The sequence below is a fragment of the Alteromonas alvinellae genome, from assembly GCF_902705805.1.
Map to the genome: position 1 here is coordinate 29,926 of NZ_CACSIH010000184.1, position 20,418 is coordinate 50,343.

Genomic DNA, 20,418 nt, shown 5'->3' on the forward strand with positions numbered 1-20,418 from the left:
ATCACCGCACGTCTAATGTATACCACACTCAAACATTTAAAGTGTGACTTTCGCTGTAATTTTAGTCAAATTATCGTTAGCAAATGTGTCTAGCCATGTAACCTGCTCCCAGCCCCGTAACCACGTAAGCTGACGTTTGGCGAGTTGCCTTGTAGCGATAATGCCTCTCTCACGCATTTCTGCATAACTCAGTTGGCCGTCTAGATACTGCCACATTTGTCTATACCCTACTGAACGTATAGAAGGTAAATCTTCATGAAGATCACTGCGCTCATAGAGTTTTAATACTTCTTGCTCGAAACCTGCTTCCAACATCATGTCGAAGCGAGTCGCGATACGTTCGTGCAACACTGCCCTGTCAGCGGGCGCTATGGCAAATTGTGCAATATTATAAGGGCACCTTTCCCCCTCTTGCTGTTGCCAATGTGTCAACGTCTTGCCAGTACTTCTATACACCTCTAGTGCACGGGTTATTCGCTGAGGATCATTAGGGTGAATTCTCTCACCACTAATTGGGTCTACACCACGTAATTCATCGTGTAATTTAGACCAACCCAAGCGTTGTGCCTGCTGTGTTATTTCATCCCGTACCTTTTCATCTGACTTAGGTAGTGGCGAAATTCCATTTATCAAGGCATTAAAGTACATCATTGTACCGCCAGCCAAAATTGGCACTTTGCCGCGAGATAAAATATCGCCAATCAGCGCATTGGTATCGTTTACAAATTGCGACACCGAATAACTTTCAGCAGGGTCGATAATATCAATTAGGTGATGCACTACACCTGCTTGCTCGTCCTGCGAAGGTTTTGCTGTGCCAATATCCATGCCTTTATATACAAGGGCCGAATCAACACTAATTACTTCACTGTCAACCTTAGCCGCTATATCTAGCGCCAGACCGGTTTTACCCGATGCTGTGGGTCCCATAATTGCAATTACAGGCAATGCAGAATTTATGCCATTGGACACTTTATTCTCCCCATACATCTAGCACTAAATTTAAGGGGCGCACTTTACCAAATTGCTCAATAATTTCCCATTGTTTCGCTTCGCTTTGCTGATCCAACCAGTACCAGAGCGTATTCAATACCTCGTCGTCTAGCACGAGTTCATTTAAAGTCAGTGATTTCATCGCTGCTTCAAGCGAATTTACTTCACCTGCACCTTCAATGGATAAAAAGAATTCAAACCATTTTAACCAAGGTAAATGCCGTGTTCCCGCTGGCACTTGCTGCAAGCGGTATTTACCCGCTACTTTGTTCACCTCAAAATGCGATGCGTTTAGTAACTCAACAAGGTTTTCATCGACGTTTTCTAGTGAGACTGCCACAGGCATCAAAAGCGGTTGACCATGCTCTGCTTTTAAAAATAGTTCGCTTAACCAGATACTTGCAACTTTAGTTGCAAAAAGAAGGTAGATTTTTTCTGACTTTGGGTAAATTCGGCACGAGGGAGAGAGATTAACGTGACCATTCACCCGCTGTTCACCGCTACCACTATCAACAATGGCACTATTTGGCGTCATCAAAGCGTTATAGCTAGATTGATATGCAGCGCTTGGTCCTCGGCTTTGTCCTCTTCCTTGCAACGACGTCGCGCCACCGCTACCACTAAAACTTCCCGCTGATGGCGATTTCGCGTTACCAAGGTATTGACCACGACTTTGCATCGAATTTTGCGAATATGCCCCCGATGGATAATGAGAGTTTTCATTAAATGTGCGATCGTTATCAGGCGTTTGCTCTTGCAAGGGCCTGATATAGTCGTGTTCTACCTGAGATGACATAAAGCCTGAGCCAGAAGGGTGGTTTGCGTCCATTCCTGATAACGGCTGTTCATCGGTCATGGCGTGCAGCGCATCACTCACGGTTTTACAGATAAAGTCGTGTACCAATCTGCCTTGTTGAAACCTCACCTCATGCTTGGCGGGATGAACATTTACATCCACATCTTTAGGGTTAACCGTTAAGTACACCACAAAGCTTGGTTGCTCCACCACACCCCAAACGCTTTCGTACGCTTGGCGAATAGCGTGCATAATAAGCTTATCTCGCATGCCTCTGCCGTTAACAAAACTGAACTGGCAATCATTACTGCTGCGAAGCATGGCCTCATTACCTAGCCAAGCATCAATGTGAAGACCTTCATACTCAGTACTAATATGTACGGCGTTTTGAACAAACTTTTGTCCAACCACAGCACCAATTCGGGTGGCTAAACTGCCTGCTTTGTCGGCGATAAAGCGCTTTACTACTTTATCGTTGTGTTTTAAAACAAATGAAACCTTGGGATAGCTCAGTGCTATGCGTTTTATGACTTCTTCAATATGCTGAAATTCGGTTTTTTCGGTGCGTAAAAACTTACGTCTTGCTGGCGTGTTGTAAAACAGATCTGCCACGTCAATTGTGGTGCCAACAGGGTGGGCCGCTGGCTGGATATTTACCGCCATCTCCCTGCCCTCACAATAGGCCTGCCACGCTTCACCTTGAGACTCAGTGCGCGATGTCAGTGTCAACCGACTTACCGAGCTAATACTGGCCAGCGCTTCGCCACGAAAGCCAAGAGAGAGAATTTGTTCTAAGTCATCCAAAGTGGTGATTTTACTGGTTGCATGGCGACTCAATGCCAGCTGCAGTTCACTTTTGACAATGCCTGACCCATTGTCTTTTATTCGAATGCGTTTGTGGCCACCTTTTTCAATATCGACTTCTATTTTGGTGGCACCAGCATCAAGGCTGTTTTCTAGTAACTCTTTAACCACAGACGCGGGGCGCTCAACCACTTCACCAGCGGCAATCTGGTTAGCAAGTTGGGGAGATAAAAGCTGTATAGGCAAAGGACTACCCTATGATATTAACTGTATGGATTCGTGGCGATACGACATGTAAGTGCAACGAGTGCTAAAAAAGCCGATGAAACAAAACCTTTGTTTATGTTCTCGGAATATTTAGTACCTGCCCTACGCGTACAACATCACTTGAAAGATCGTTGGCGGCTTTGATGCTGCTTACTTTTACATTGTAACGCTGTGCTAATAACGAAAGCGACTCGCCGCTTCTTACTTTGTGCGTTCGGTTATTCGCCCTTTCTTGTGCCCACAGTGTACCATCAGGGGGAACTTGCTTGAAGTAACGCTTAGTCGCATTAAACATGGCATTCGCTAAGCGTTCGCGATGTTTAGACCAGTTCAGATTCTTCTCTTCTTGCGGATTAGAAATGAAACCAACTTCGACCAAAATAGAGGGGATGTCAGGCGCGGTCAAAACTGCAAAACTGGCGGCTTGTGGTTTTCTTTTATGCAGACTGGTCACCTGCTTTAGCTCTTCAACCACTTTATTACCTAAATCGTGGCTGGTCGCCATACTGTGATCCATCGATAAACCCAGTATGGTTTCAGTAAGATATCGCTCGCTTGATTTATCATTGATCACTTCAGCTGCACCACCGAGTAATTCAGAGTGACGTTCTGATTTTTCTAGCCATCGGCCTAGTTCGGTATCGGCTCTTCGCATGGATAGTACCCACACCGAACCGCCTCGAGGCTGGGGCTGGCTAAACGCATCGGCGTGGATGGATATAAGCAAATCGGCTTTTTTCTCGCGCGCAATTTCAGGACGTCGATTCGGAGAGACATAATAATCATCGCCACGAGTCATGATGGCGCGCATACCTCGCTCCCTGTTTATCATGTCTTCCAACTTTTTGGCGATACTCAGGGTGATGTGCTTTTCATAGGTACCAGCCGGACCGATTGAACCTGGGTCATGTCCACCATGCCCGGCGTCGATGGCGACGATAATGTCTCGGTCTCGGGCACTGGTAGAATCATCAATAACGACAGAGCCAGTTAATGCCGACGCTGATAACGTTGGCGACGGCTTCGGCGCGCTATCTGGTAAATCGACAACCAGCCTGTGTCCGTAAGCACCATCGGGGGTTACTGCAAATAACGAAGGCTTTGTATTTCTATTGAGCTCAACAACCACTCTGGCAGATGATTTGTTTTTCGGTGTGGAGTAGCGCAGCTTTTTAATCAAATCACCGCTGTCTTCAATGCCAGAAAGCTTAGCGGTGTCGCTGGTGTTATTAAGATCGATGACAAGCCGAAGCGGATTTTTGAGCGTAAAATAGGTGAACTCTGGCGCTGATTTCATATCGAAAACAACGCGCGTATTGTCCGGCGACGGCCATATCCTAACCCCGTCGATGTTATTTTGCGCACCGTGTGCGAAATGCACGACGAAACACAATAATAATACCGAAACTATACTGCGCACCATAATTAGCCTTTCTGTTATTGTTATGCTGCTCTCGTCAACTCCGGAGCGGCTATTTATTCAGTTTTTCTTTCATTTCGCATTTGCGCTAAACGCGCTTGCATTGCTGAAGCAATTTAGCACCGTGGGCACTTTTTGCTTCCAAATTAAACTGCCTACCCGATGGCGTAATATTTATACTAATCACTAAGTCTGGGGATGCCAAGTATTCGCCCCCTTTTTCCGACCATTCAATAAGCGCGATTGCGCCCGAACCAAAGTAATCGCGAATTCCCATGAACTCTAACTCTTCTGGGTCGGCTAAGCGGTACAGGTCGAAGTGATAGATATTGACGCCGTCCAACTCATAAGGTTCAACCAATGTATATGTTGGACTTTTAACGCTACCTGAATGACCTAAAGATTGAATGAAATATCGGCTAAATGTCGTTTTCCCTGCACCTAAGTCGCCGTTTAAATAAATAACAGCATCGGTAGGGAGTTGACTCGAAACGGCCTGCGCTAAATCTCTGGCAAGCTGCGCTGTATCATCTACTTCATTAGCAAAAAAAGAGGTATGCGGGTAAGACATCAACAATATTCCACAGTAATAGAAAGCCGAATAATACCAATCCACATAGATAATGGCCCACTCAGAAGGCGCTGGGTGAGTTAGGTTCTATGCGGACTGGTGTAACACAGTAGATGCCTGCCCGTTCAAGACAAAACCACGCTAACTAGTGGTTTATAAGCGCACGTACTGCGTCAAACAAATCGCTCGCTATCATACCACGTTGACCATACAGTTGGGCAATATCATCGCCAGCCTTAGCATGAAGCACTACACCATATTTCGCTGCAATATCTGTTTCTACACCTTGCGCGAGCAACGCACCCAATATTCCGCTTAATACATCACCACTTCCTGCTGTAGCCATACCGGGATTACCGTGACGGCAAACCCAGGTTTTCTTTTCATTGTCGATAAGCGTGCCCGCCCCTTTTAACACACAGACCGCATGGTATCGCTGTGAGCACTGCCTTGCGTAGTTAAAACGGTCGCTTTCTACATCATCAATAGAAACACCGAGTAAACGGGCAGCTTCGCCAGCGTGAGGGGTTAAAATACTGTCAGACAAGGTGTACGCGGTTGACTGCTGACACAACAGATTTAGCGCGTCAGCATCAATGACCACAGGCTTATTTTGGCTTTGACAGTGCTTCATGGTGGTTTCAAATGCGCTTTCTGCCCATTCATCTTGCCCAAGACCCGGTCCAATAACCACACAGGTTGCCCAAGCTAATGCATCTTCCAAATTAAAGTCGGTAACCATGAGTTCAGGTCTGCCTGCACTTACCTGAACGACCGACGACTCATGGGTATACACACGTACCATGCCCGCACCACTTCTCAGTGCGGCTTCACTGGCAAGGCGAATGGCACCTGCTGTTCCGCGGTTACCGCCAATGCACAACAGTCGACCGTAAGTCCCTTTATGACTGTTAATCTCCCGTGGCCCCATACCTTTAAAGTGGTCGATATTTAGCATGGTCGCGCTCGCTTTAGCTAATGCTTGGAACGCTTTGCCGATACCCAAGTCCGCATATACTAACTTACCGCACGATTGTTTACCCGCACCAGTAACAAGCCCCGGCTTAATGCCCACAAAAGTAACGGTGATATCAGCCTGAACACATCGTCCCAGGCTCTGTCCTGTATTTGCATCAAGCCCTGACGGCACATCAACGCTTACTACCGGTGTTGATGACGCATTCACCGCATCAATGATGTCTGCAAACTCATTGCGAATATAGCTATTAATACCTGTACCAAGAAGCGCATCTATCACTACGTCAGACTTCTCGAGTAGCGCAGCGTCAAACCCATTGATACTGCCTCCTGAATCGAGCCAGCGCTGCTGCGCTTTGCCAGCATCACCATCCAGCGTACGTTCAGGCTCAACCGCACATAAATGCACTTGTTTACCCGCAAGTTTTGCGTTTATTGCTGCAATGTAGCCGTCACCCGCATTGTTACCTTGCCCCACCAGCACTAAGTAAACGTCAGAGTTTGGCATAAGCTCAAGACACTGCTTAAACACCACATCACCAGCTCTTTGCATCAACGTGAACATATCGCAGCCCGAATCCGCGGCGGCTTGTCCCTCATTTTCCCTAACCTGATCGGCCCGAAATAATTTGTATGATAAACTTGATGTTAATTGAGTATCTAGCATGAGCACATGTCCGAATTTAGTTCTATCGACCTTGTTGAATTAACCAACAATATCAAGGCTTGGGGTACAGCGCTAGGCTTTCAGCAGGTTGGCATCAGCGATATTGATCTACATCAGCACGAGGCACACCTTCGGGAATGGTTAGACAATGGGTATCACGGTGACATGGCCTTTATGGAAAGTCATGGGATGAAGCGTGCCCGGCCTGATGAGTTGGTCCCAGGGACATTACGGGTTATCAGCGTTCGCATGAACTACTTACCTCCTGACGCCTCGTTTGCTAAGCATTTAAAAAAGCCAGAAATAGGATACATCAGCCGCTATGCATTGGGCCGTGACTACCACAAAGTGCTGCGCAAACGTCTGAAGCAATTAGGTGAGAAAATCACCGCATCCCTGGCGCATACCCAATATCGCCCGTTTGTAGACTCAGCCCCCGTATTGGAACACGCTATTGCTGAAAAAGCGGGTATTGGCTGGACGGGGAAACACAGCCTGACACTCAACAAAGAAGCCGGCTCTTGGTTCTTCTTAGGTGAGCTGTTCATCAATTTGCCATTACCCACTGACTCACCAATTGAAGAGGGTTGCGGCACCTGCACGGCGTGTCTAACCATCTGCCCGACCAATGCAATTGTTGCGCCTTATAAAGTAGATGCCCGTCGCTGTATTTCCTATCTCACCATTGAATCAGACAAAGATATTCCCGAGGGTTTACGCCCCATGATGGGCAATCGCATTTATGGCTGTGACGATTGCCAACTTGTTTGCCCTTGGAATCGCTTTGCCGATGTCACCAGTGAAGAAGATTTCCACCCACGACAAGTGCTTCACGGCCAAAGTCTCAATGCGCTTTTCGGCTGGTCTGAAGAAACCTTTTTACGCAATACGGAAGGCTCTCCCATCAGGCGGATTGGCTTTGAGAAGTGGCAGCGTAATATTGCCGTTGCGTTAGGAAACGCTCCGTATGATGAACAAAGCATTCTGCTTTTGAAAGAAAGACGAGGGAGCGTGAGTGACTTGGTGGACAGACATATTGATTGGGCCCTTAAGCGGCAGCAAGAGAAACAACAAGCGTCTGATGCAAAAAACAGGCAGCAAGCGCGGCTCATTCGCGTAATTGAGAAAGGCTTACCAAGAGACGCTTAACGCAGTACACGCTTGAATAAGGCATACCGAGAATTCATTTAGTTTAGCTATATAGGTTTTTAGGGTTAACCCGCCGAAGCAAACTGACTGTTTAAATCGGCCTGAGTGCTATTCCGATAACGCATACGAGCATTTGGCGAATGGGATGCGGCGAAAGAAACGTTAAGTTTCAGGCCTCGTTGTGCCACTTGCGTGGTTATGATGGGCGAGCCGAATTCCCACCACGGCTCCTGTTCCAATGCTTCAATAACTCGCGACAGCTCAGTTTCAGAACCGTCATACTCACCCGTTATTTCACAATGTCCGTTCTCACATTTTACCGAGTCTAAAACAAAGCGCTCGTTGTTAGGCGGCAGCGCAAAAAACGTATTGAGTGAGCCTTCGGTTTTCGTGTAGAAAATCTCTGGCGCCATGATTTGGGCATTCTCATTAACGGGGGCAGCATTCATCACGCCGTTTTTCGCAACGCTTGTATCCAAGAGCACCGCACCTGCATCATTTGATACCAACTTGGCAGCGGGCTTAATAACTTTCAGCTCACTCGTTTCCGTGGCACGAGAGCGCGCTAACACATTGGTTAACCGCTCTTTTTCTGCATTTGATTCACTGAGTTGGTGTTGATAGCCAGAAAATTTATACCCTGCTATCAATGCAAACGCTATCAGCAACAACACAAGCCACGTTTTCATTTTACTTCCTTTATCGAAGTCGCTTACTTGTGATATTGCTTACTAAGTTCATGTACCGCATTAACGAACACACCTGCATTCTCAGGTGGTACGTCTAGATGGATACCGTGACCTAAATTAAATACGTGACCGCTACCTTCACCGTAACCTTCTAGAATGGACGCCACTTCTTGCTCAATTCTTTTCGGTTGAGCATACAGCATTGATGGATCCATATTACCTTGAAGTGCAACTTTATCGCCAATGCGCGCACGCGCTTCTTTAATGTCGATAGTCCAGTCTAAACCTACTGCGTCGCAGCCTGTCGCCGCAATCGATTCTAGCCACATGCCACCGTTTTTGGTGAACAAGGTAACAGGTACTTTACGACCTTCATTTTCACGGGTCAGCCCACTTACAATGCGCTCCATGTACTGAAGCGAGAATTCTTTGTAGTCACGAGGAGATAACACGCCACCCCAAGTATCAAATACCATGACTGACTGCGCGCCCGCAGCGATTTGAGCATTTAAATACTCAGTAACAGAGTCAGCCAGTTTTGCTAGTAACGCATGAAGCGTTGCTGGCTCAGCAAATGCCATTTTTTTGATTTTGGTAAAGGCTTTACTTGAACCACCTTCAACCATGTAAGTCGCGAGAGTCCAAGGGCTTCCAGAAAAACCAATGAGCGGTACTTCACCTTTAAGCTCGCGCCGAATTGTGCGAACGGCATTCATTACGTACTGTAATTCACCTTCTGGATCAGGAAGGCCGATTTTATCCACATCCGCTTTACACGTGATTGGATTTTTAAAGCGAGGGCCTTCACCTGTTTCAAAGTAAAGACCGAGGCCCATCGCATCTGGAATGGTTAAAATATCCGAAAAGAGAATTGCAGCGTCGAGAGAAAAACGACGTAAAGGTTGTAGCGTCACCTCACATGCAAGTTCTGCATTCTTGCACAACGACATAAAATCGCCTGCTACTGCACGCGTCGCTTTGTACTCTGGGAGGTAGCGCCCGGCTTGTCGCATCATCCATACAGGTGTGACATCAACCGGCTGCTTAAGTAACGCACGTAAGTAACGATCGTTCTTTAACGCGGGCTTATCAACACTGGGGAAATTTTGCGACATATAACTCACCTAAATAACTGAAGATATTTGAGCGCGAAAGTATACCAGTATTCTTACCCAAGGTGTGCTAAAACCTGTATAAAAAAATCAACGTTTTAACGACAAATCGGTGCAGTGTCGATTATTGAAGACAAACAATACTTGAACATTAGGTTAAAAAGACGCTTGCACTTAAAGTGAGTGTTTGCTAATACTATAACCGTTAAAGAAAAGAAGCCCTACATGGGACCGTGCTAAACTTATTGAAACCCTGCTTCGGCAGGGTTTTTTATTTGTCGCCAATTAAAGACACCGTTTCAGCAATTAATTGTCCCGCAATAGACACTTTCGGTGGAATAGTCGGCAGCGCATCTATATCAAACCATTGCGCATCATCTATCTCGTTTTCCTGACAACGAATTTCCCCGTCGTCATACTCGGCAATAAACCCGACCATTAAGGAATGTGGAAATGGCCATGGCTGACTATTGTAATAGCGCAAGTTTTTAACCTTAACGCCAACTTCTTCGAAAACTTCTCTGTGTACCGCTTGCTCCAGACTTTCACCACTTTCTACGAAGCCTGCAAGGGTTGAATACATATTGGATTCTCGGTGGCGAACGCCTTTCGCAAGAAGAATTTTCTCGGTGTTATGAATAGAGACAATGATACAAGGCGAAACTCTTGGGTAGGTGCGATGATTGCAGCGGTGACAATGCATTGCCATTTCCCAATCAACACGTTCGGTTTTCGCGCCGCATTGCCCGCAAAATTGATGAGTACGCAAGAAATGGATGTATTGCCAGGCTCGCCCAATAACGGAAAAGGCAATATCGTATTCAGCAAAAAGAAGCTGCCTAAGCGATACCCGTTCCCAACCGGGCTCGTCAACATGCTCAGCGCCCAAATCAACAACATACACGGGCAGGTCTCTATGCGCCGTCTCATTGAGCGGCGGAAGTTGATGAATTTCATCGACATAAGATGCTAAGAAAGGAATATCACTCAGGTAAGCAACAGGGATAGACTCAGACGATTCTTGTACTACAATTTTGCCGCGACTAAACACTACCCACAGGGCTTGCTGAGCAGCTAGTTTCGCCTCATCCAACTTTATCATCATTGCACATCACTCCTGTTCTTTAATGCTTCATACTACACTAAATACTAAGCGTGTAGATCGCCACCATACATTTTGAAACGAACTTTTTCGCGCAAAATTTGTGTCGCTAGTGCACAGTGTTATACTGAAACTTATTGTCGCTAAACGGGTAACACATCAAAATGTTGCAACAGTTAGAAAGCGTTGAATCAAAATGGGGCGGGAAAAGCCAGGTTATTGACCGCTGGTTAATGGACAGACAGTCACTGTTAGTTTCTTTCTGTGAACTAGCAGGTATCAACAAGCGAAGCGAGTGTTTACCTGACCCAGATGAAATAGACAACTTTTGCAGCGCATTACTCGATTATTTGTCGGTAGGACACTTTGAGGTTTTCGATATGTTGGTTGAAAACGACAATGAAGGCCTTGCACTACGAGATAAACTTTACCCCAGATTGACAAAAACCACTGACGCAGCACTCGCATTTAATGATACGTTTGCACAAGCAGTAACGCCCGAGCAGGCAGCTGAATTTGACTCAGCGCTAGCCAAGCTTGGTGAGACATTAGAAGAGCGTTTTGCCTTGGAAGATGAGTTAATAGCTCATGTACACACTAAAAAACGTGATCCAGAAGTGACGCTTTAATATAACAATGAAAGTCGAGTTTACGGTTATCATCAATGAACAAAACCACACTTATTCATAAGGCACGGGCTTATTGCGAGCAACGCGGCGCCAGATTCACACCGCTTAGAGAAAAGGTGTACGAAATTCTTGTTTCAAAGCACGGTCCTATGGGTGCTTATGAACTACTCGACTCTCTGAAAGAAACAGAGTCTAGTGCTAAACCTGCAACAGTCTATCGCGCCCTTGATTTTCTTCTCGATTTTGGGTTCATTCACCGTTTAGAGTCTACCAATGCGTTTGTAGCCTGCTATCATTTTGGCTGTAACCACCCTGTTCAGTTTCTAATTTGTGACAGCTGTGGTGATGTTGCTGAAATTCAATCTGAAGGTCTTCAAGAAACCCTTGATAGCCAAGCAAAGCAACACGGATTTAAAGTATCGAAACAAACTATAGAGGCCCATGGATTATGTGCCGATTGTCAACAAACGGAAGATCACGCTGCCCAGGAGAGTGTACATGAATGCTGATTTTGTGAACCCGTTTATTGCTGGTCTTTTGAACGTGCTTGAAACCATGGCTCAAACTAAATTGACCCCGGGCAAGCCCAAGCGCAAACAAAGCGATATCGCAAAAGGTGACGTGTCTGGTTTGATAGGTATGGTTGGTCCTGATGTTCGAGGCTCTATGTCTATCACGTTCGATGAGTCGCTTGCGCTTACTATCATGGAAAGAATGGTAGGGGAGCGTCCGGAGAAACTCGACGCTGAAGTGGGTGACATGGTTGGCGAGGTTACCAATATGATTTGCGGCAATGCTAAACGAGACCTTGCAGAACGTGGATATGAGTTTGGCATGGCAACGCCAATCGTTGTATCAGGAAAGCAACACACAATCAGCCATCAGGTGGATGGCGCTAAAATTATTCTTCCTTTCATGTGCGACGAAGGATTAGCGCATTTGGAAATCTGCTTTGACAAATAATTTCTGGCACTCTGAAAAAATTACACTAGACAGCTACCCGAGAGGATTTCACCTGATAACACAACAGGTGGAATCTGCCCTCCCCAGTATTCGTCATGTTGAAGTTGGCCTTCTACATTTATGGCTTCAGCATACTAGTGCAAGTTTGACAATAAACGAAAATGCTGACCCGACGGTGAGGCACGATATGGAGGCTTTCTTCAACCATAGTGTAAAAGAAGAGCTTTCTTTTTTCAGGCATACTTATGAAGGTAAAGATGATATGCCTGCTCACTTAAAATCGAGTATACTAGGCTGTCAACTTACAATTCCTGTCCAACAAGGCAAACTTGCACTTGGCACATGGCAGGGTATCATGCTCGGTGAACATCGAGATCATGGTGGAAGACGAACAATTATTGCCACATTACAAGGGATAGCAGAACAACCCACATTATAAATGGCACAATTTGTGCTTGCATTGTTTGCTAAGCACAACACAAAATTATCAAAAATTGATAATCACTCAACGTTAAACAGGATGTGACTATGAAACAACACTTTAAAATGGCAGCGCTATCTCTTGCTGTAATTTCTTCGACTAATGCATTTGCACAAGACTCTTCTGAGCCAGCGTATAAAAGTTGGTTTGGTGGCTCAGCGATGTATTACAACACTGACGAGTCTAGACCTTTCAGTGACGGCGTTGCAGACGACAACGGCATAGGCCTAACAGTTGAATACGGTTTCCGTTTCACTCAAAGTTGGGCTGCAAGAGTTGAATTTACTGCATTGGAGTTAGAGTATACTGATAATGCAGGAAATTCAGCTGAAGACGACGGTGAAATGACTGGCGTTGACGTAATGTACTTTATGCCTAATGACCAGTGGTTCCTATTCGGCGGTGTAAAGCGCCAAGCTGTTCTTGAATCTACAACTCTTGGTAACATCGGTATTGGTAAGCACTGGGATGTTCATGAGAATGTTAAGATAATTACTGAAATTGCCGCTTACCATGATTTCGGCGAAGATTACAACGATTATAGTGTTAAGCTAGGCTTAGCCGTGCCATTTGGTAAAGCGACTCCTTCAGCACCTAAAGACAGCGACAACGACGGCGTTGTAGATGGCAAAGATCAGTGCCCAATGACTCCAGCTGGCGTTCGCGTTGATGCGACTGGCTGTAGCGTTGATAACGATAACGATGGCGTTCTAAACAGTGTTGACCAGTGTCCTAACACGCCAGCTGGCACTAAAGTAGATGCAACTGGCTGTGCACTTAAAGACGCTGATAACGATGGTGTTGTAGACAGCAAAGACATGTGCCCTGATACACCAGCAGGCGTTAAAGTTGATGCGAAAGGCTGTACAGTATTTGATGAAGAGACAGTAGAAATCACACTACGCGTTCTATTCGACAACGAAAGTGCTGTTGTTAAAATGCCAAAAGATCCAGAGATCTCTGAATTCGCTGAGTTCATGAAGCAGTATCCTTCAACAACTGCGGTAATCGAAGGTCACACTTCTGCACCAGGTTCTGAAGCATACAACATGGACCTTTCAAAGCGTCGTGCTGCTAACTTCAAAGAAGTAATGGTAGACATGTACGGTATCGAAGGCTCTCGTCTAGAGACTATCGGTTACGGCGAAACTCAGCTTCTAGACAACGGTAAGAATGCCGAAGCACACCGTGTTAACCGTCGCATTTCAGTGACAGTTAAAGACACAGTGAAAGTAGCTGAAGAAAAGTAATTCATTGTATATGAATTGAAAAAGGCGCCCTACTGCGCCTTTTTTGTGTCTGGAATACTTTGACTTGTTAACCCTTAATATGTAGACCGTGGCCGTGGTCGAAGCCTTTAGTCGCTAAAAGAGGGCTAATATTCGTCGGCTATGGCAGGGCCTGCATAGTTGTCAAATCGTGAGAACTGACCTTGGAACGTAAGTCGGCAGGTACCAATTGGGCCGTTACGCTGTTTACCAATGATAATCTCTGCAATTCCCTTATACTCACTGTTTTCGTGATAAACCTCATCACGATAAATAAACATAATAAGGTCGGCATCCTGCTCGATTGAGCCAGACTCACGAAGGTCAGAGTTTACAGGACGTTTATCGGCGCGTTGTTCTAGCGTACGGTTAAGCTGTGAAAGGGCAACTACCGGCACTTCAAGCTCTTTAGCCAATGCTTTCAGTGAGCGAGAGATCTCTGCAATTTCCAATGTTCGGTTATCGCTAAGAGAAGGTACGCGCATCAACTGAAGATAATCCACCATGATAAGGCTAATCCCGCCGCGCTCTCGCGCTAGCTTTCGGGCACGGCTACGCACGTCCATGGGTGTTAAGCCTGAAGAATCATCAACAAACAAGCTGTCTTTGTCTTTAAGCATAGCCATGGTGTTGGATATTCGCGCCCAGTCTTCATCGTCGAGCTGTGCGGTACGAATTTTGGTTTGATCAACGCGGCTTAATGATGCCAGCATACGCATCATGATTTGTTCTGAAGGCATCTCAAGACTAAAAACGAGCACAGGCTTGTCTTCTGCCATCATTGCGTTTTCAATCAAGTTCATGGCAAAGGTCGTTTTACCCATCGATGGACGAGCCGCAACAATGATAAGGTCAGAAGGCTGCATACCACTGGTCATCTTGTCTAAATCGGTGAAGCCCGTTGTAACACCGGTCACCTCTTTATTGGTTTTCACCAATTCTTCTAGACGGTCGATAGTCTTGCCTAGAATTGACTCAACATCGCGAGGACCTTCGTTTTCACCAGTTCTTCGCTCGGCGATTTCGAATACTTTACTTTCCGCCAGATCAAGAATGTCTGCACTGTCTCGGCCTTCAGGGTTGTACCCTACTTCAGCGATTTCATGCGCTACGCCGATAAGTTCGCGTGTAATGGCTCGCTCGCTGATAATTTGCGCATAAGACACAACGTTCGCGGAACTTGGGGTATTTTTGGCAAGTTCACCTAAGTAGGCAAATCCACCTGCATCTTCCAGTTCATCATGCTTTTCCAGCTCTTCTGATACCGTAATAAGGTCGATTGGCTGGCTACTGTTTAGTAGTCGAGTGATAGCGCGAAAGATTATTTGGTGTGAGCGATTGTAGAAATCGTTATCGGTAACAAGCTCCGCGACCTTATCCCAGCTTTCGGGGTCGATAAGCATGCTGCCTAAAACAGATTGCTCAGCCTCAATGCTATGAGGTGGAACCTTCAATTTCTCAACATTTTTATCGTTTTTAGACGCAGACGCCACGAGTGAAACCTATTCCAATGCACAAAAGTCAGTTGGATATTATGCGCTTTTAACGCTCATCTCTCAACAAAGGAAGTAGGACTTTTGTTGTGAAAGCGCAAAAAGGCGACATCGTTTAAAGCGTTTTCTCCAGCTTTAAAAACGTACCATCGACCAAGGTATAGGTATTACCGTTTTCCTGAAAGATTAGGGTAGAACCTAAGACGTCCGTGCCTTCTGAGCAAGACAAATTCACTTCAGTAATCTTGTCGTCACTAAAGCCAAGAGAAGACGGCGATGCTTTAAAAGCCGCATAAAAATCTTGATTACTGATATTTTTCGTTGAATACACCGGTGACTCACAGAATGCCTGATCGAGTTTAGCCGAGTCTGAAGCATAGGTTACCGAGCGACCCAAGAACTTTTCTGACTCTATTGATGAGTGAGCTGAAACACCTACATTATAGGCCTTAGTCACCACCCAAGTACCTTCGTAATAAGCGGGTTCCTGAACAGCACAGCCTAGCGTAAATGCGCATATTCCAAACGCACCAATAATTAGACTATGAAATCGCCAAAACCTTTTGACGTGTCCAACAATACTCAATTTAACCTCCAATCAAAAAATAACAAACCATGTGATGATGTGGGTGAAGCGTGCAGGTCCGCTAACTTGTAACTAAGAGCCATTAAAACGCTCTTTTGTTACTTACAAACGCTCAGCTACACATTTTTAGCGACCAAACAAAAAAAGCTGCGATCACTCGCAGCTTTTCATTAATCACCACATGTCTGATTAATAAATGTGGACTAAATTCATTTTTTCAACCTAAAGTTTCAATTGTGTTGCCTATAGCTTATTCACTTTTGGTCTATTTCAATTCGCCCGTGTACCGTAGAGATGTCTACATTTGCAGCCCCACCGTTGTGGATAAAGCGTAGCCAGCTACCTGGGCCATACTTAGGCTTTTGCGACTTTTCATCACTGATATTGTTTACAATGTTGCCGCCAGCGTGCGTCTCAATATCAAATTGTGCCGATACGCCATCTTGAAAGACAAATTCCATCGCACCGCCTACAGAATTCGCTTTTACGCTACCGTTCTTATTAAGACCTAAACTTGCGTAAGTCCTTCCATTAACCGTATTGATTTGCAGTACGTCTACCGCTTGAAGAGACACATCGATTCGACCGTTGACGGTTTCTACTGATACGTCTGGGCTATCGGAAGTGATGTCGAGCTTGCCATTAACTGACGCAAAGCTCACTGGCGTGTTTCCTGAGTGTGACGCTTCAATTTCGCCATTCACTGTTTCCGCCTCTAAACGGCCTCTCACATTCTCAAGCACGATATCGCCATTAACCGACTCAACTTCAACCCGCTCACCTATGTTTTTAAGGGTTACGTCGCCGTTTACCACCTCAACATCTACTGCTTTTGTTATACCTTCTGCAATAAGATCAGCATTGACCGCGGTGTAGTGAAGGTCGCTTGCTGAAGGTATATAGATAACAAGGTCGTCGCCATCTTTCCCTTTATTAAACCAGCTCTTTGAGTGGCGCTCGACTTCAACGTGTATAACCACAACATCTCCGCGTCTTTCAAAGATGAACTCTTCAGTTTGATCGCCCAGTTCACCGGTGACACGAACCTGAAACTTATCCCAAACTCGAATATCTGCTTTTCCGTTGATGTGTTCAATGTCCACTTTCGGCGAAGACGATGTGTCGATGGTCTTATCTACTTTTTCTCCTGCAAACGCTGTAGTAGCGATACTTAGCAGCGCAGTAGTAAGTAATACCTTGGCCCCCAGAGGTGCCATGAACGTGTGCAAAAATGTGCTTTTCGTATTCATATTCATCTTTAAACCCTTATTAAATTTGCTGCCACTTTGGCGCGTGCACTCGCTCAATTAAGGCAATTTGCTGTTGATATACGTGATGCAGCATTTTGATTAATGCTGAGTTGTCAGGATCGTCCTTTAACGCCGCTTTGATAACATCAGCAGCATCGTCTAATTCTTTTAATTGTTCTTGCCAATCTTCAGTTAGCGCTGTTGTACTTTCATAACTAGCAAGAAGACTATTTACTTGTTGTTGATGCTGCATACTCATTGCGTCAATCAGGGCATAGCCATCACTTCGGCTTTCATCAGCTTTAAACGCAAAAGGAGCAGCGAACCACAATACAGTAACTAAACAAACACTTGCGGCTATCGCCATCCACTGTCTCGATGTAACAGTAGGTGCTGAAGCGTCATCGTTTGAAGGGTTGTCTTGAGCCGATGCTATACCTAGCTCTATGCCTCGCCACAGATCTCGCTCGGGCTGCTTCTCTTTTGATAGCTCAGAAATATGCTGAGCAAGCTTGTCGTCAAAATTACTCATCATCGACTCCCATAAAATCTTTCAACAATTGCTTAGCACGGAAAAATTGTGCTTTGCTTGAGCCCACTGCCATGTTCGACATGCTGGCAATGTCTTCGTGTCGGTAACCCTCTAACGCATGGAGCACGAAAACCATTCTGGCTCGCTCGGGTAAGCGAATAACTAATGCCTCTAAATCCACATCGGTGCTGTTTTCTTCAGCCGGCATCTCGTTAATACCGCTGTTTTCCAAGTTAAACATCCGCTGTACCCACCCTTTCTGCTTACGCATATAAGAGATGGTAATGTTTGCCGTTACGCTGTGTAACCACGTGGAAAATTGGCTTTGACCGTCAAAATTACCCAATTTTTTCCATAGCTGAATAAAGACTTCTTGCGAAGCATCTTCTGCCATTCCCTTTTCACCTGTAAGCCGGTAACAAAGCGCGTAGACTCGCCCAATATGTTCATCGTAAAGGGAACGAAATGCCTGCTTATCGCCCTTTTTCGCTTTAGATATCAGCTCATTTTCACTTTTATTACCAAACACCACATTGGCGTGTACAACACGTTGTTGTGTGTGTTCCATTCTTTTCTCTTTGTTATTTGTGGTGCTGATTAGCATTATTAGTGTTATAAGGTTAGTCGTACCCTATAGTAGAAAGGTTTAAATGCACAAAAATATTTTTTGGAGATGCCATGTCTACCTCATTTTCTGTTAACGCTCTGTTTGCTGGAAAACCTCAGCCGTTAGGCCCTCGTGGGGCACCAAGCAGTATTGTTAAAGCCCCAGTCGACGCGTTAACGGTACATATGGACAGAACCGATGAAGATGAACAGGCCAACAAACGTCTTCACGGTGGACCGGAGAAAGTGCTGCATCAGTTCAACCCGACCAACTATCTGACATTAAGAAAGCATTTTCCTGAAGGCGAATTTTCGCTGGGCAGTATTGGCGAAAACATCAGTGTAGAGGGCATGGACGATGCTACCGTTTATATCGGCGATATATGGAAGTTCGGCGAGGTAGAACTGCAAGTAAGTGCACCCCGTGCCCCTTGCAATAAAATCTCTCAACGCTTTGGCATCCCTAACCTAGATAGATTTGTTGGAGAGCGAGGCATTACTGGCTGGTACTACCGGGTTGTTAAAACCGGTACTATTTACGTAGGCGACGAAGTAACACTACTGCACCGTGAGGACGATACCGTTAATGTTCACACCCTAATGCAATGCGCCCATACCAAAGCAGACAAAGCCCTGGCACAAAAGCTAGCGAAACTTGAGGCGCTTGATGACGAATGGCGCGGAAAATGCCAAAAAATTGCGGATAAATAGGCCATTTATCCCTAGCTTAAATTAAAAAGACGCCTGCTCACCTTCATTCAAAATAATCCAAGGCATTGCAGGGTTTAGCTGCTTCTTCATTTTCATAAGACGAAATAGCGCAGAATGTGACGTCTTGTCACCCATCATCCAGCTGGCATTTCCATAGCCCCAAGGCACTACGGCTTTACAGCCTAGGTCTTGGGCCGCAACAATGGCATCTTCTGGCGTAGTATGTACCTTGCGATACCATTTGGGTGAAGTTTCGCTGAAATAAGACGCTATGGGTAACAGGCAAACATCTATTTCACCAAAGCGCGCTTTAATATCCTTGAAGTGCGGTGAATATCCCGTATCCCCCGCAAAGAACAATGTTTTGCCTTCACTCTCAAATACCCAACCGCCCCACAGTGTCGCATTGTCGTCCTCGTACAAATACGGCACCCAAATTCGGTTACTGAAATGATGGGCAGGCACGAAGTGGATAGAGGTTTTGCCTACGTTTTTGCATGTGTACCAAGCCATCTCTTTAATGGTGTAGCCTCTATTAGGGAAGTGCTCTGCGAAACCTAACGGAACAAGATATTCGGGCTTCGTGCCTAATTCGGCAATATCGGCCTTATTAAAATGGTCATAATGAATATGGGAATAAACTACAGCATCGGTTTGTGCGAGTTTGTCTTCACCTACCTCAGCGGGTTCGTTGCGGCTGAATCCTTCCGCCAATCGAAAAGCCCAGTTAACAGGCCAATCAAACTGACCAAACACAGGATCGATAAGTATTTGTTCACCACTTGCGGTGTTAAGTATAAAACTTGCGTGCCCTAACCAGGTAACGGTAAAGGGGGTGTTTAAGCTCACTGTCGGGTTGTTGCCAACGAACTGACAATTTTGCATGTCACTTTCACATTCAATATCGGCAGACGCCGGGTAGCAATCATTAGTGCACGTGACAGGGTATGCTTTAAAACCGTCGTAAATATTGCTGAATCTGTCCTCATACCCAGGCTCATTGGTGTGCTTGATTACAGCATTTTCACCTTCTATCTGAGTAACATGATTAGAGCTGGCGCAACCAGTCACGACACTTCCTGCTACTACTAGCGACGCCGACAACATCGTTAACTTCTTTAAACTCATTACCATTTTTAACATTGCATCCTTGTAGGCAAAGCGCTTAGTTGACTGCCGCGTCTATGTTTTATTTACTCAATTGTGCAGATATCAAGAGAACCGCAGTTTAGCGCAAGTACTAAGATAGCGGTTAACCGTTATTGTAAAGCGAGAAACCATCAGCACCACAGTAAATACGCAAAAAAAAAGCCGCTCTAAGAGCTAATGCCGTTCACTTAAGGTGAGCGGC

At 45.6% G+C, this 20,418-nt stretch carries 21 protein-coding genes; 7 read left to right on the forward strand and 14 right to left on the reverse strand.

Features of this window, described 5'->3' with window-relative positions; genetic code table 11:
- Window positions 1–36 precede the first annotated feature (36 nt).
- The 5 genes from miaA to ACX5KA_RS13475 form a co-directional block, all read right to left on the reverse strand.
- Window positions 37–930: a tRNA (adenosine(37)-N6)-dimethylallyltransferase MiaA gene (gene miaA / locus ACX5KA_RS13455; RefSeq protein ID WP_052235480.1), complete on the reverse strand. Its 894-nt coding sequence runs from the start codon at window positions 928–930 to the stop codon at window positions 37–39.
- A 43-nt stretch (window positions 931–973) separates the two neighbouring features.
- Window positions 974–2,839, reverse strand: a complete 1,866-nt coding sequence (mutL, locus tag ACX5KA_RS13460; RefSeq protein ID WP_458731394.1) for a DNA mismatch repair endonuclease MutL — start codon at window positions 2,837–2,839, stop codon at window positions 974–976.
- 94 nt (window positions 2,840–2,933) lie between these two features.
- Window positions 2,934–4,283: an N-acetylmuramoyl-L-alanine amidase gene (locus tag ACX5KA_RS13465; protein WP_039221795.1), complete on the reverse strand. Its 1,350-nt coding sequence runs from the start codon at window positions 4,281–4,283 to the stop codon at window positions 2,934–2,936.
- 85 nt (window positions 4,284–4,368) lie between these two features.
- A complete protein-coding gene (gene tsaE, locus ACX5KA_RS13470) occupies window positions 4,369–4,851 on the reverse strand; it encodes a tRNA (adenosine(37)-N6)-threonylcarbamoyltransferase complex ATPase subunit type 1 TsaE (RefSeq protein WP_014951096.1) in 483 nt (160 codons plus the stop codon).
- 145 nt (window positions 4,852–4,996) lie between these two features.
- Window positions 4,997–6,496 (reverse strand): bifunctional ADP-dependent NAD(P)H-hydrate dehydratase/NAD(P)H-hydrate epimerase, encoded by a 1,500-nt coding sequence (locus tag ACX5KA_RS13475; protein ID WP_039233829.1) that lies wholly within the window; start codon window positions 6,494–6,496, stop codon window positions 4,997–4,999.
- Window positions 6,497–6,502: 6 nt separating this feature from the next.
- Between ACX5KA_RS13475 and queG the strand changes: the two genes are divergently transcribed.
- Window positions 6,503–7,645: a tRNA epoxyqueuosine(34) reductase QueG gene (gene queG / locus ACX5KA_RS13480; RefSeq protein ID WP_458731395.1), complete on the forward strand. Its 1,143-nt coding sequence runs from the start codon at window positions 6,503–6,505 to the stop codon at window positions 7,643–7,645.
- Between the two features lie 65 nt (window positions 7,646–7,710).
- Here the strand turns inward: queG and ACX5KA_RS13485 are convergent, their stop codons facing one another.
- From ACX5KA_RS13485 to nudC, 3 genes are all read right to left on the reverse strand, one after another.
- Window positions 7,711–8,334 carry a hypothetical protein gene (locus tag ACX5KA_RS13485; RefSeq protein ID WP_458731396.1) on the reverse strand — a complete coding sequence of 208 codons (624 nt, stop codon included), beginning with the start codon at window positions 8,332–8,334 and terminating at the stop codon, window positions 7,711–7,713.
- 23 nt (window positions 8,335–8,357) lie between these two features.
- Window positions 8,358–9,449, reverse strand: a complete 1,092-nt coding sequence (hemE, locus tag ACX5KA_RS13490) for a uroporphyrinogen decarboxylase (RefSeq protein ID WP_458731397.1) — start codon at window positions 9,447–9,449, stop codon at window positions 8,358–8,360.
- A 268-nt stretch (window positions 9,450–9,717) separates the two neighbouring features.
- Window positions 9,718–10,551 (reverse strand): NAD(+) diphosphatase, encoded by an 834-nt coding sequence (gene nudC, locus ACX5KA_RS13495; RefSeq protein WP_458731398.1) that lies wholly within the window; start codon window positions 10,549–10,551, stop codon window positions 9,718–9,720.
- A 161-nt stretch (window positions 10,552–10,712) separates the two neighbouring features.
- Between nudC and rsd the strand changes: the two genes are divergently transcribed.
- The 5 genes from rsd (at window position 10,713) to ACX5KA_RS13520 (ending at window position 13,871) form a co-directional block, all read left to right on the forward strand.
- The gene (gene rsd, locus ACX5KA_RS13500) at window positions 10,713–11,177 is read left to right on the forward strand and encodes a sigma D regulator (RefSeq protein WP_458731399.1); all 465 of its coding nucleotides are present in this window, start codon (window positions 10,713–10,715) and stop codon (window positions 11,175–11,177) included.
- Window positions 11,178–11,212: 35 nt separating this feature from the next.
- Entirely contained in the window at window positions 11,213–11,686 is a 474-nt protein-coding gene (locus tag ACX5KA_RS13505; protein WP_014951103.1) for a transcriptional repressor, read from the forward strand.
- On the forward strand, window positions 11,676–12,140 hold the full coding sequence (locus ACX5KA_RS13510; protein WP_014951104.1) for a chemotaxis protein CheX: 465 nt from the start codon (window positions 11,676–11,678) through the stop codon (window positions 12,138–12,140). The genes ACX5KA_RS13505 and ACX5KA_RS13510 overlap by 11 nt, the downstream gene beginning before the upstream one ends.
- Window positions 12,130–12,579, forward strand: coding sequence for a secondary thiamine-phosphate synthase enzyme YjbQ (locus ACX5KA_RS13515; RefSeq protein ID WP_052235472.1), 450 nt, complete (start codon window positions 12,130–12,132; stop codon window positions 12,577–12,579). The genes ACX5KA_RS13510 and ACX5KA_RS13515 overlap by 11 nt, the downstream gene beginning before the upstream one ends.
- 89 nt (window positions 12,580–12,668) lie before the next feature.
- A complete protein-coding gene (locus ACX5KA_RS13520; protein ID WP_458731400.1) occupies window positions 12,669–13,871 on the forward strand; it encodes an OmpA family protein in 1,203 nt (400 codons plus the stop codon).
- A 125-nt stretch (window positions 13,872–13,996) separates the two neighbouring features.
- Here ACX5KA_RS13520 and dnaB read toward each other — a convergent pair whose 3' ends face one another.
- The 5 genes from dnaB to ACX5KA_RS13545 all read right to left on the reverse strand — a co-directional run bounded on the left by dnaB (window position 13,997) and on the right by ACX5KA_RS13545 (window position 18,318).
- Window positions 13,997–15,382 (reverse strand): replicative DNA helicase, encoded by a 1,386-nt coding sequence (gene dnaB, locus ACX5KA_RS13525; protein WP_014999870.1) that lies wholly within the window; start codon window positions 15,380–15,382, stop codon window positions 13,997–13,999.
- A 115-nt stretch (window positions 15,383–15,497) separates the two neighbouring features.
- A complete protein-coding gene (locus ACX5KA_RS13530) occupies window positions 15,498–15,968 on the reverse strand; it encodes a hypothetical protein (RefSeq protein ID WP_458731401.1) in 471 nt (156 codons plus the stop codon).
- Between the two features lie 254 nt (window positions 15,969–16,222).
- Complete coding sequence (locus ACX5KA_RS13535) at window positions 16,223–17,224, reverse strand: DUF4097 family beta strand repeat-containing protein (RefSeq protein ID WP_458731402.1); 1,002 nt, start codon at window positions 17,222–17,224, stop codon at window positions 16,223–16,225.
- 13 nt (window positions 17,225–17,237) lie between these two features.
- Complete coding sequence (locus tag ACX5KA_RS13540; protein ID WP_458731403.1) at window positions 17,238–17,750, reverse strand: hypothetical protein; 513 nt, start codon at window positions 17,748–17,750, stop codon at window positions 17,238–17,240.
- Entirely contained in the window at window positions 17,743–18,318 is a 576-nt protein-coding gene (locus ACX5KA_RS13545) for an RNA polymerase sigma factor (RefSeq protein ID WP_458731404.1), read from the reverse strand. Before ACX5KA_RS13545 ends, ACX5KA_RS13540 begins: the two co-directional genes overlap by 8 nt.
- A 110-nt stretch (window positions 18,319–18,428) precedes the next feature.
- Between ACX5KA_RS13545 and ACX5KA_RS13550 the strand changes: the two genes are divergently transcribed.
- Window positions 18,429–19,067, forward strand: a complete 639-nt coding sequence (locus ACX5KA_RS13550; RefSeq protein ID WP_458731405.1) for an MOSC domain-containing protein — start codon at window positions 18,429–18,431, stop codon at window positions 19,065–19,067.
- 21 nt (window positions 19,068–19,088) lie between these two features.
- Here the strand turns inward: ACX5KA_RS13550 and ACX5KA_RS13555 are convergent, their stop codons facing one another.
- On the reverse strand, window positions 19,089–20,201 hold the full coding sequence (locus ACX5KA_RS13555; protein WP_458731406.1) for an MBL fold metallo-hydrolase: 1,113 nt from the start codon (window positions 20,199–20,201) through the stop codon (window positions 19,089–19,091).
- Window positions 20,202–20,418: the final 217 nt, after the last annotated feature.

Excerpts from the sequence above, each read along its gene's own strand:
- miaA (WP_052235480.1), bottom strand. The coding sequence starts at position 930 with ATGGGACCCACAGCATCGGGTAAAACCGGTCTGGCGCTAGATATAGCG.
- ACX5KA_RS13465 (WP_039221795.1), bottom strand. The coding sequence starts at position 4,283 with ATGGTGCGCAGTATAGTTTCGGTATTATTATTGTGTTTCGTCGTGCAT.
- tsaE (WP_014951096.1), bottom strand. The coding sequence starts at position 4,851 with ATGTCTTACCCGCATACCTCTTTTTTTGCTAATGAAGTAGATGATACA.
- ACX5KA_RS13475 (WP_039233829.1), bottom strand. The coding sequence starts at position 6,496 with ATGCTAGATACTCAATTAACATCAAGTTTATCATACAAATTATTTCGG.
- queG (WP_458731395.1), top strand. The coding sequence starts at position 6,503 with ATGTCCGAATTTAGTTCTATCGACCTTGTTGAATTAACCAACAATATC.
- ACX5KA_RS13485 (WP_458731396.1), bottom strand. The coding sequence starts at position 8,334 with ATGAAAACGTGGCTTGTGTTGTTGCTGATAGCGTTTGCATTGATAGCA.
- hemE (WP_458731397.1), bottom strand. The coding sequence starts at position 9,449 with ATGTCGCAAAATTTCCCCAGTGTTGATAAGCCCGCGTTAAAGAACGAT.
- nudC (WP_458731398.1), bottom strand. The coding sequence starts at position 10,551 with ATGATGATAAAGTTGGATGAGGCGAAACTAGCTGCTCAGCAAGCCCTG.
- rsd (WP_458731399.1), top strand. The coding sequence starts at position 10,713 with ATGTTGCAACAGTTAGAAAGCGTTGAATCAAAATGGGGCGGGAAAAGC.
- ACX5KA_RS13505 (WP_014951103.1), top strand. The coding sequence starts at position 11,213 with ATGAACAAAACCACACTTATTCATAAGGCACGGGCTTATTGCGAGCAA.
- ACX5KA_RS13510 (WP_014951104.1), top strand. The coding sequence starts at position 11,676 with ATGAATGCTGATTTTGTGAACCCGTTTATTGCTGGTCTTTTGAACGTG.
- ACX5KA_RS13520 (WP_458731400.1), top strand. The coding sequence starts at position 12,669 with ATGAAACAACACTTTAAAATGGCAGCGCTATCTCTTGCTGTAATTTCT.
- ACX5KA_RS13535 (WP_458731402.1), bottom strand. The coding sequence starts at position 17,224 with ATGAATATGAATACGAAAAGCACATTTTTGCACACGTTCATGGCACCT.
- ACX5KA_RS13540 (WP_458731403.1), bottom strand. The coding sequence starts at position 17,750 with ATGAGTAATTTTGACGACAAGCTTGCTCAGCATATTTCTGAGCTATCA.
- ACX5KA_RS13545 (WP_458731404.1), bottom strand. The coding sequence starts at position 18,318 with ATGGAACACACACAACAACGTGTTGTACACGCCAATGTGGTGTTTGGT.
- ACX5KA_RS13550 (WP_458731405.1), top strand. The coding sequence starts at position 18,429 with ATGTCTACCTCATTTTCTGTTAACGCTCTGTTTGCTGGAAAACCTCAG.
- ACX5KA_RS13555 (WP_458731406.1), bottom strand. The coding sequence starts at position 20,201 with ATGGTAATGAGTTTAAAGAAGTTAACGATGTTGTCGGCGTCGCTAGTA.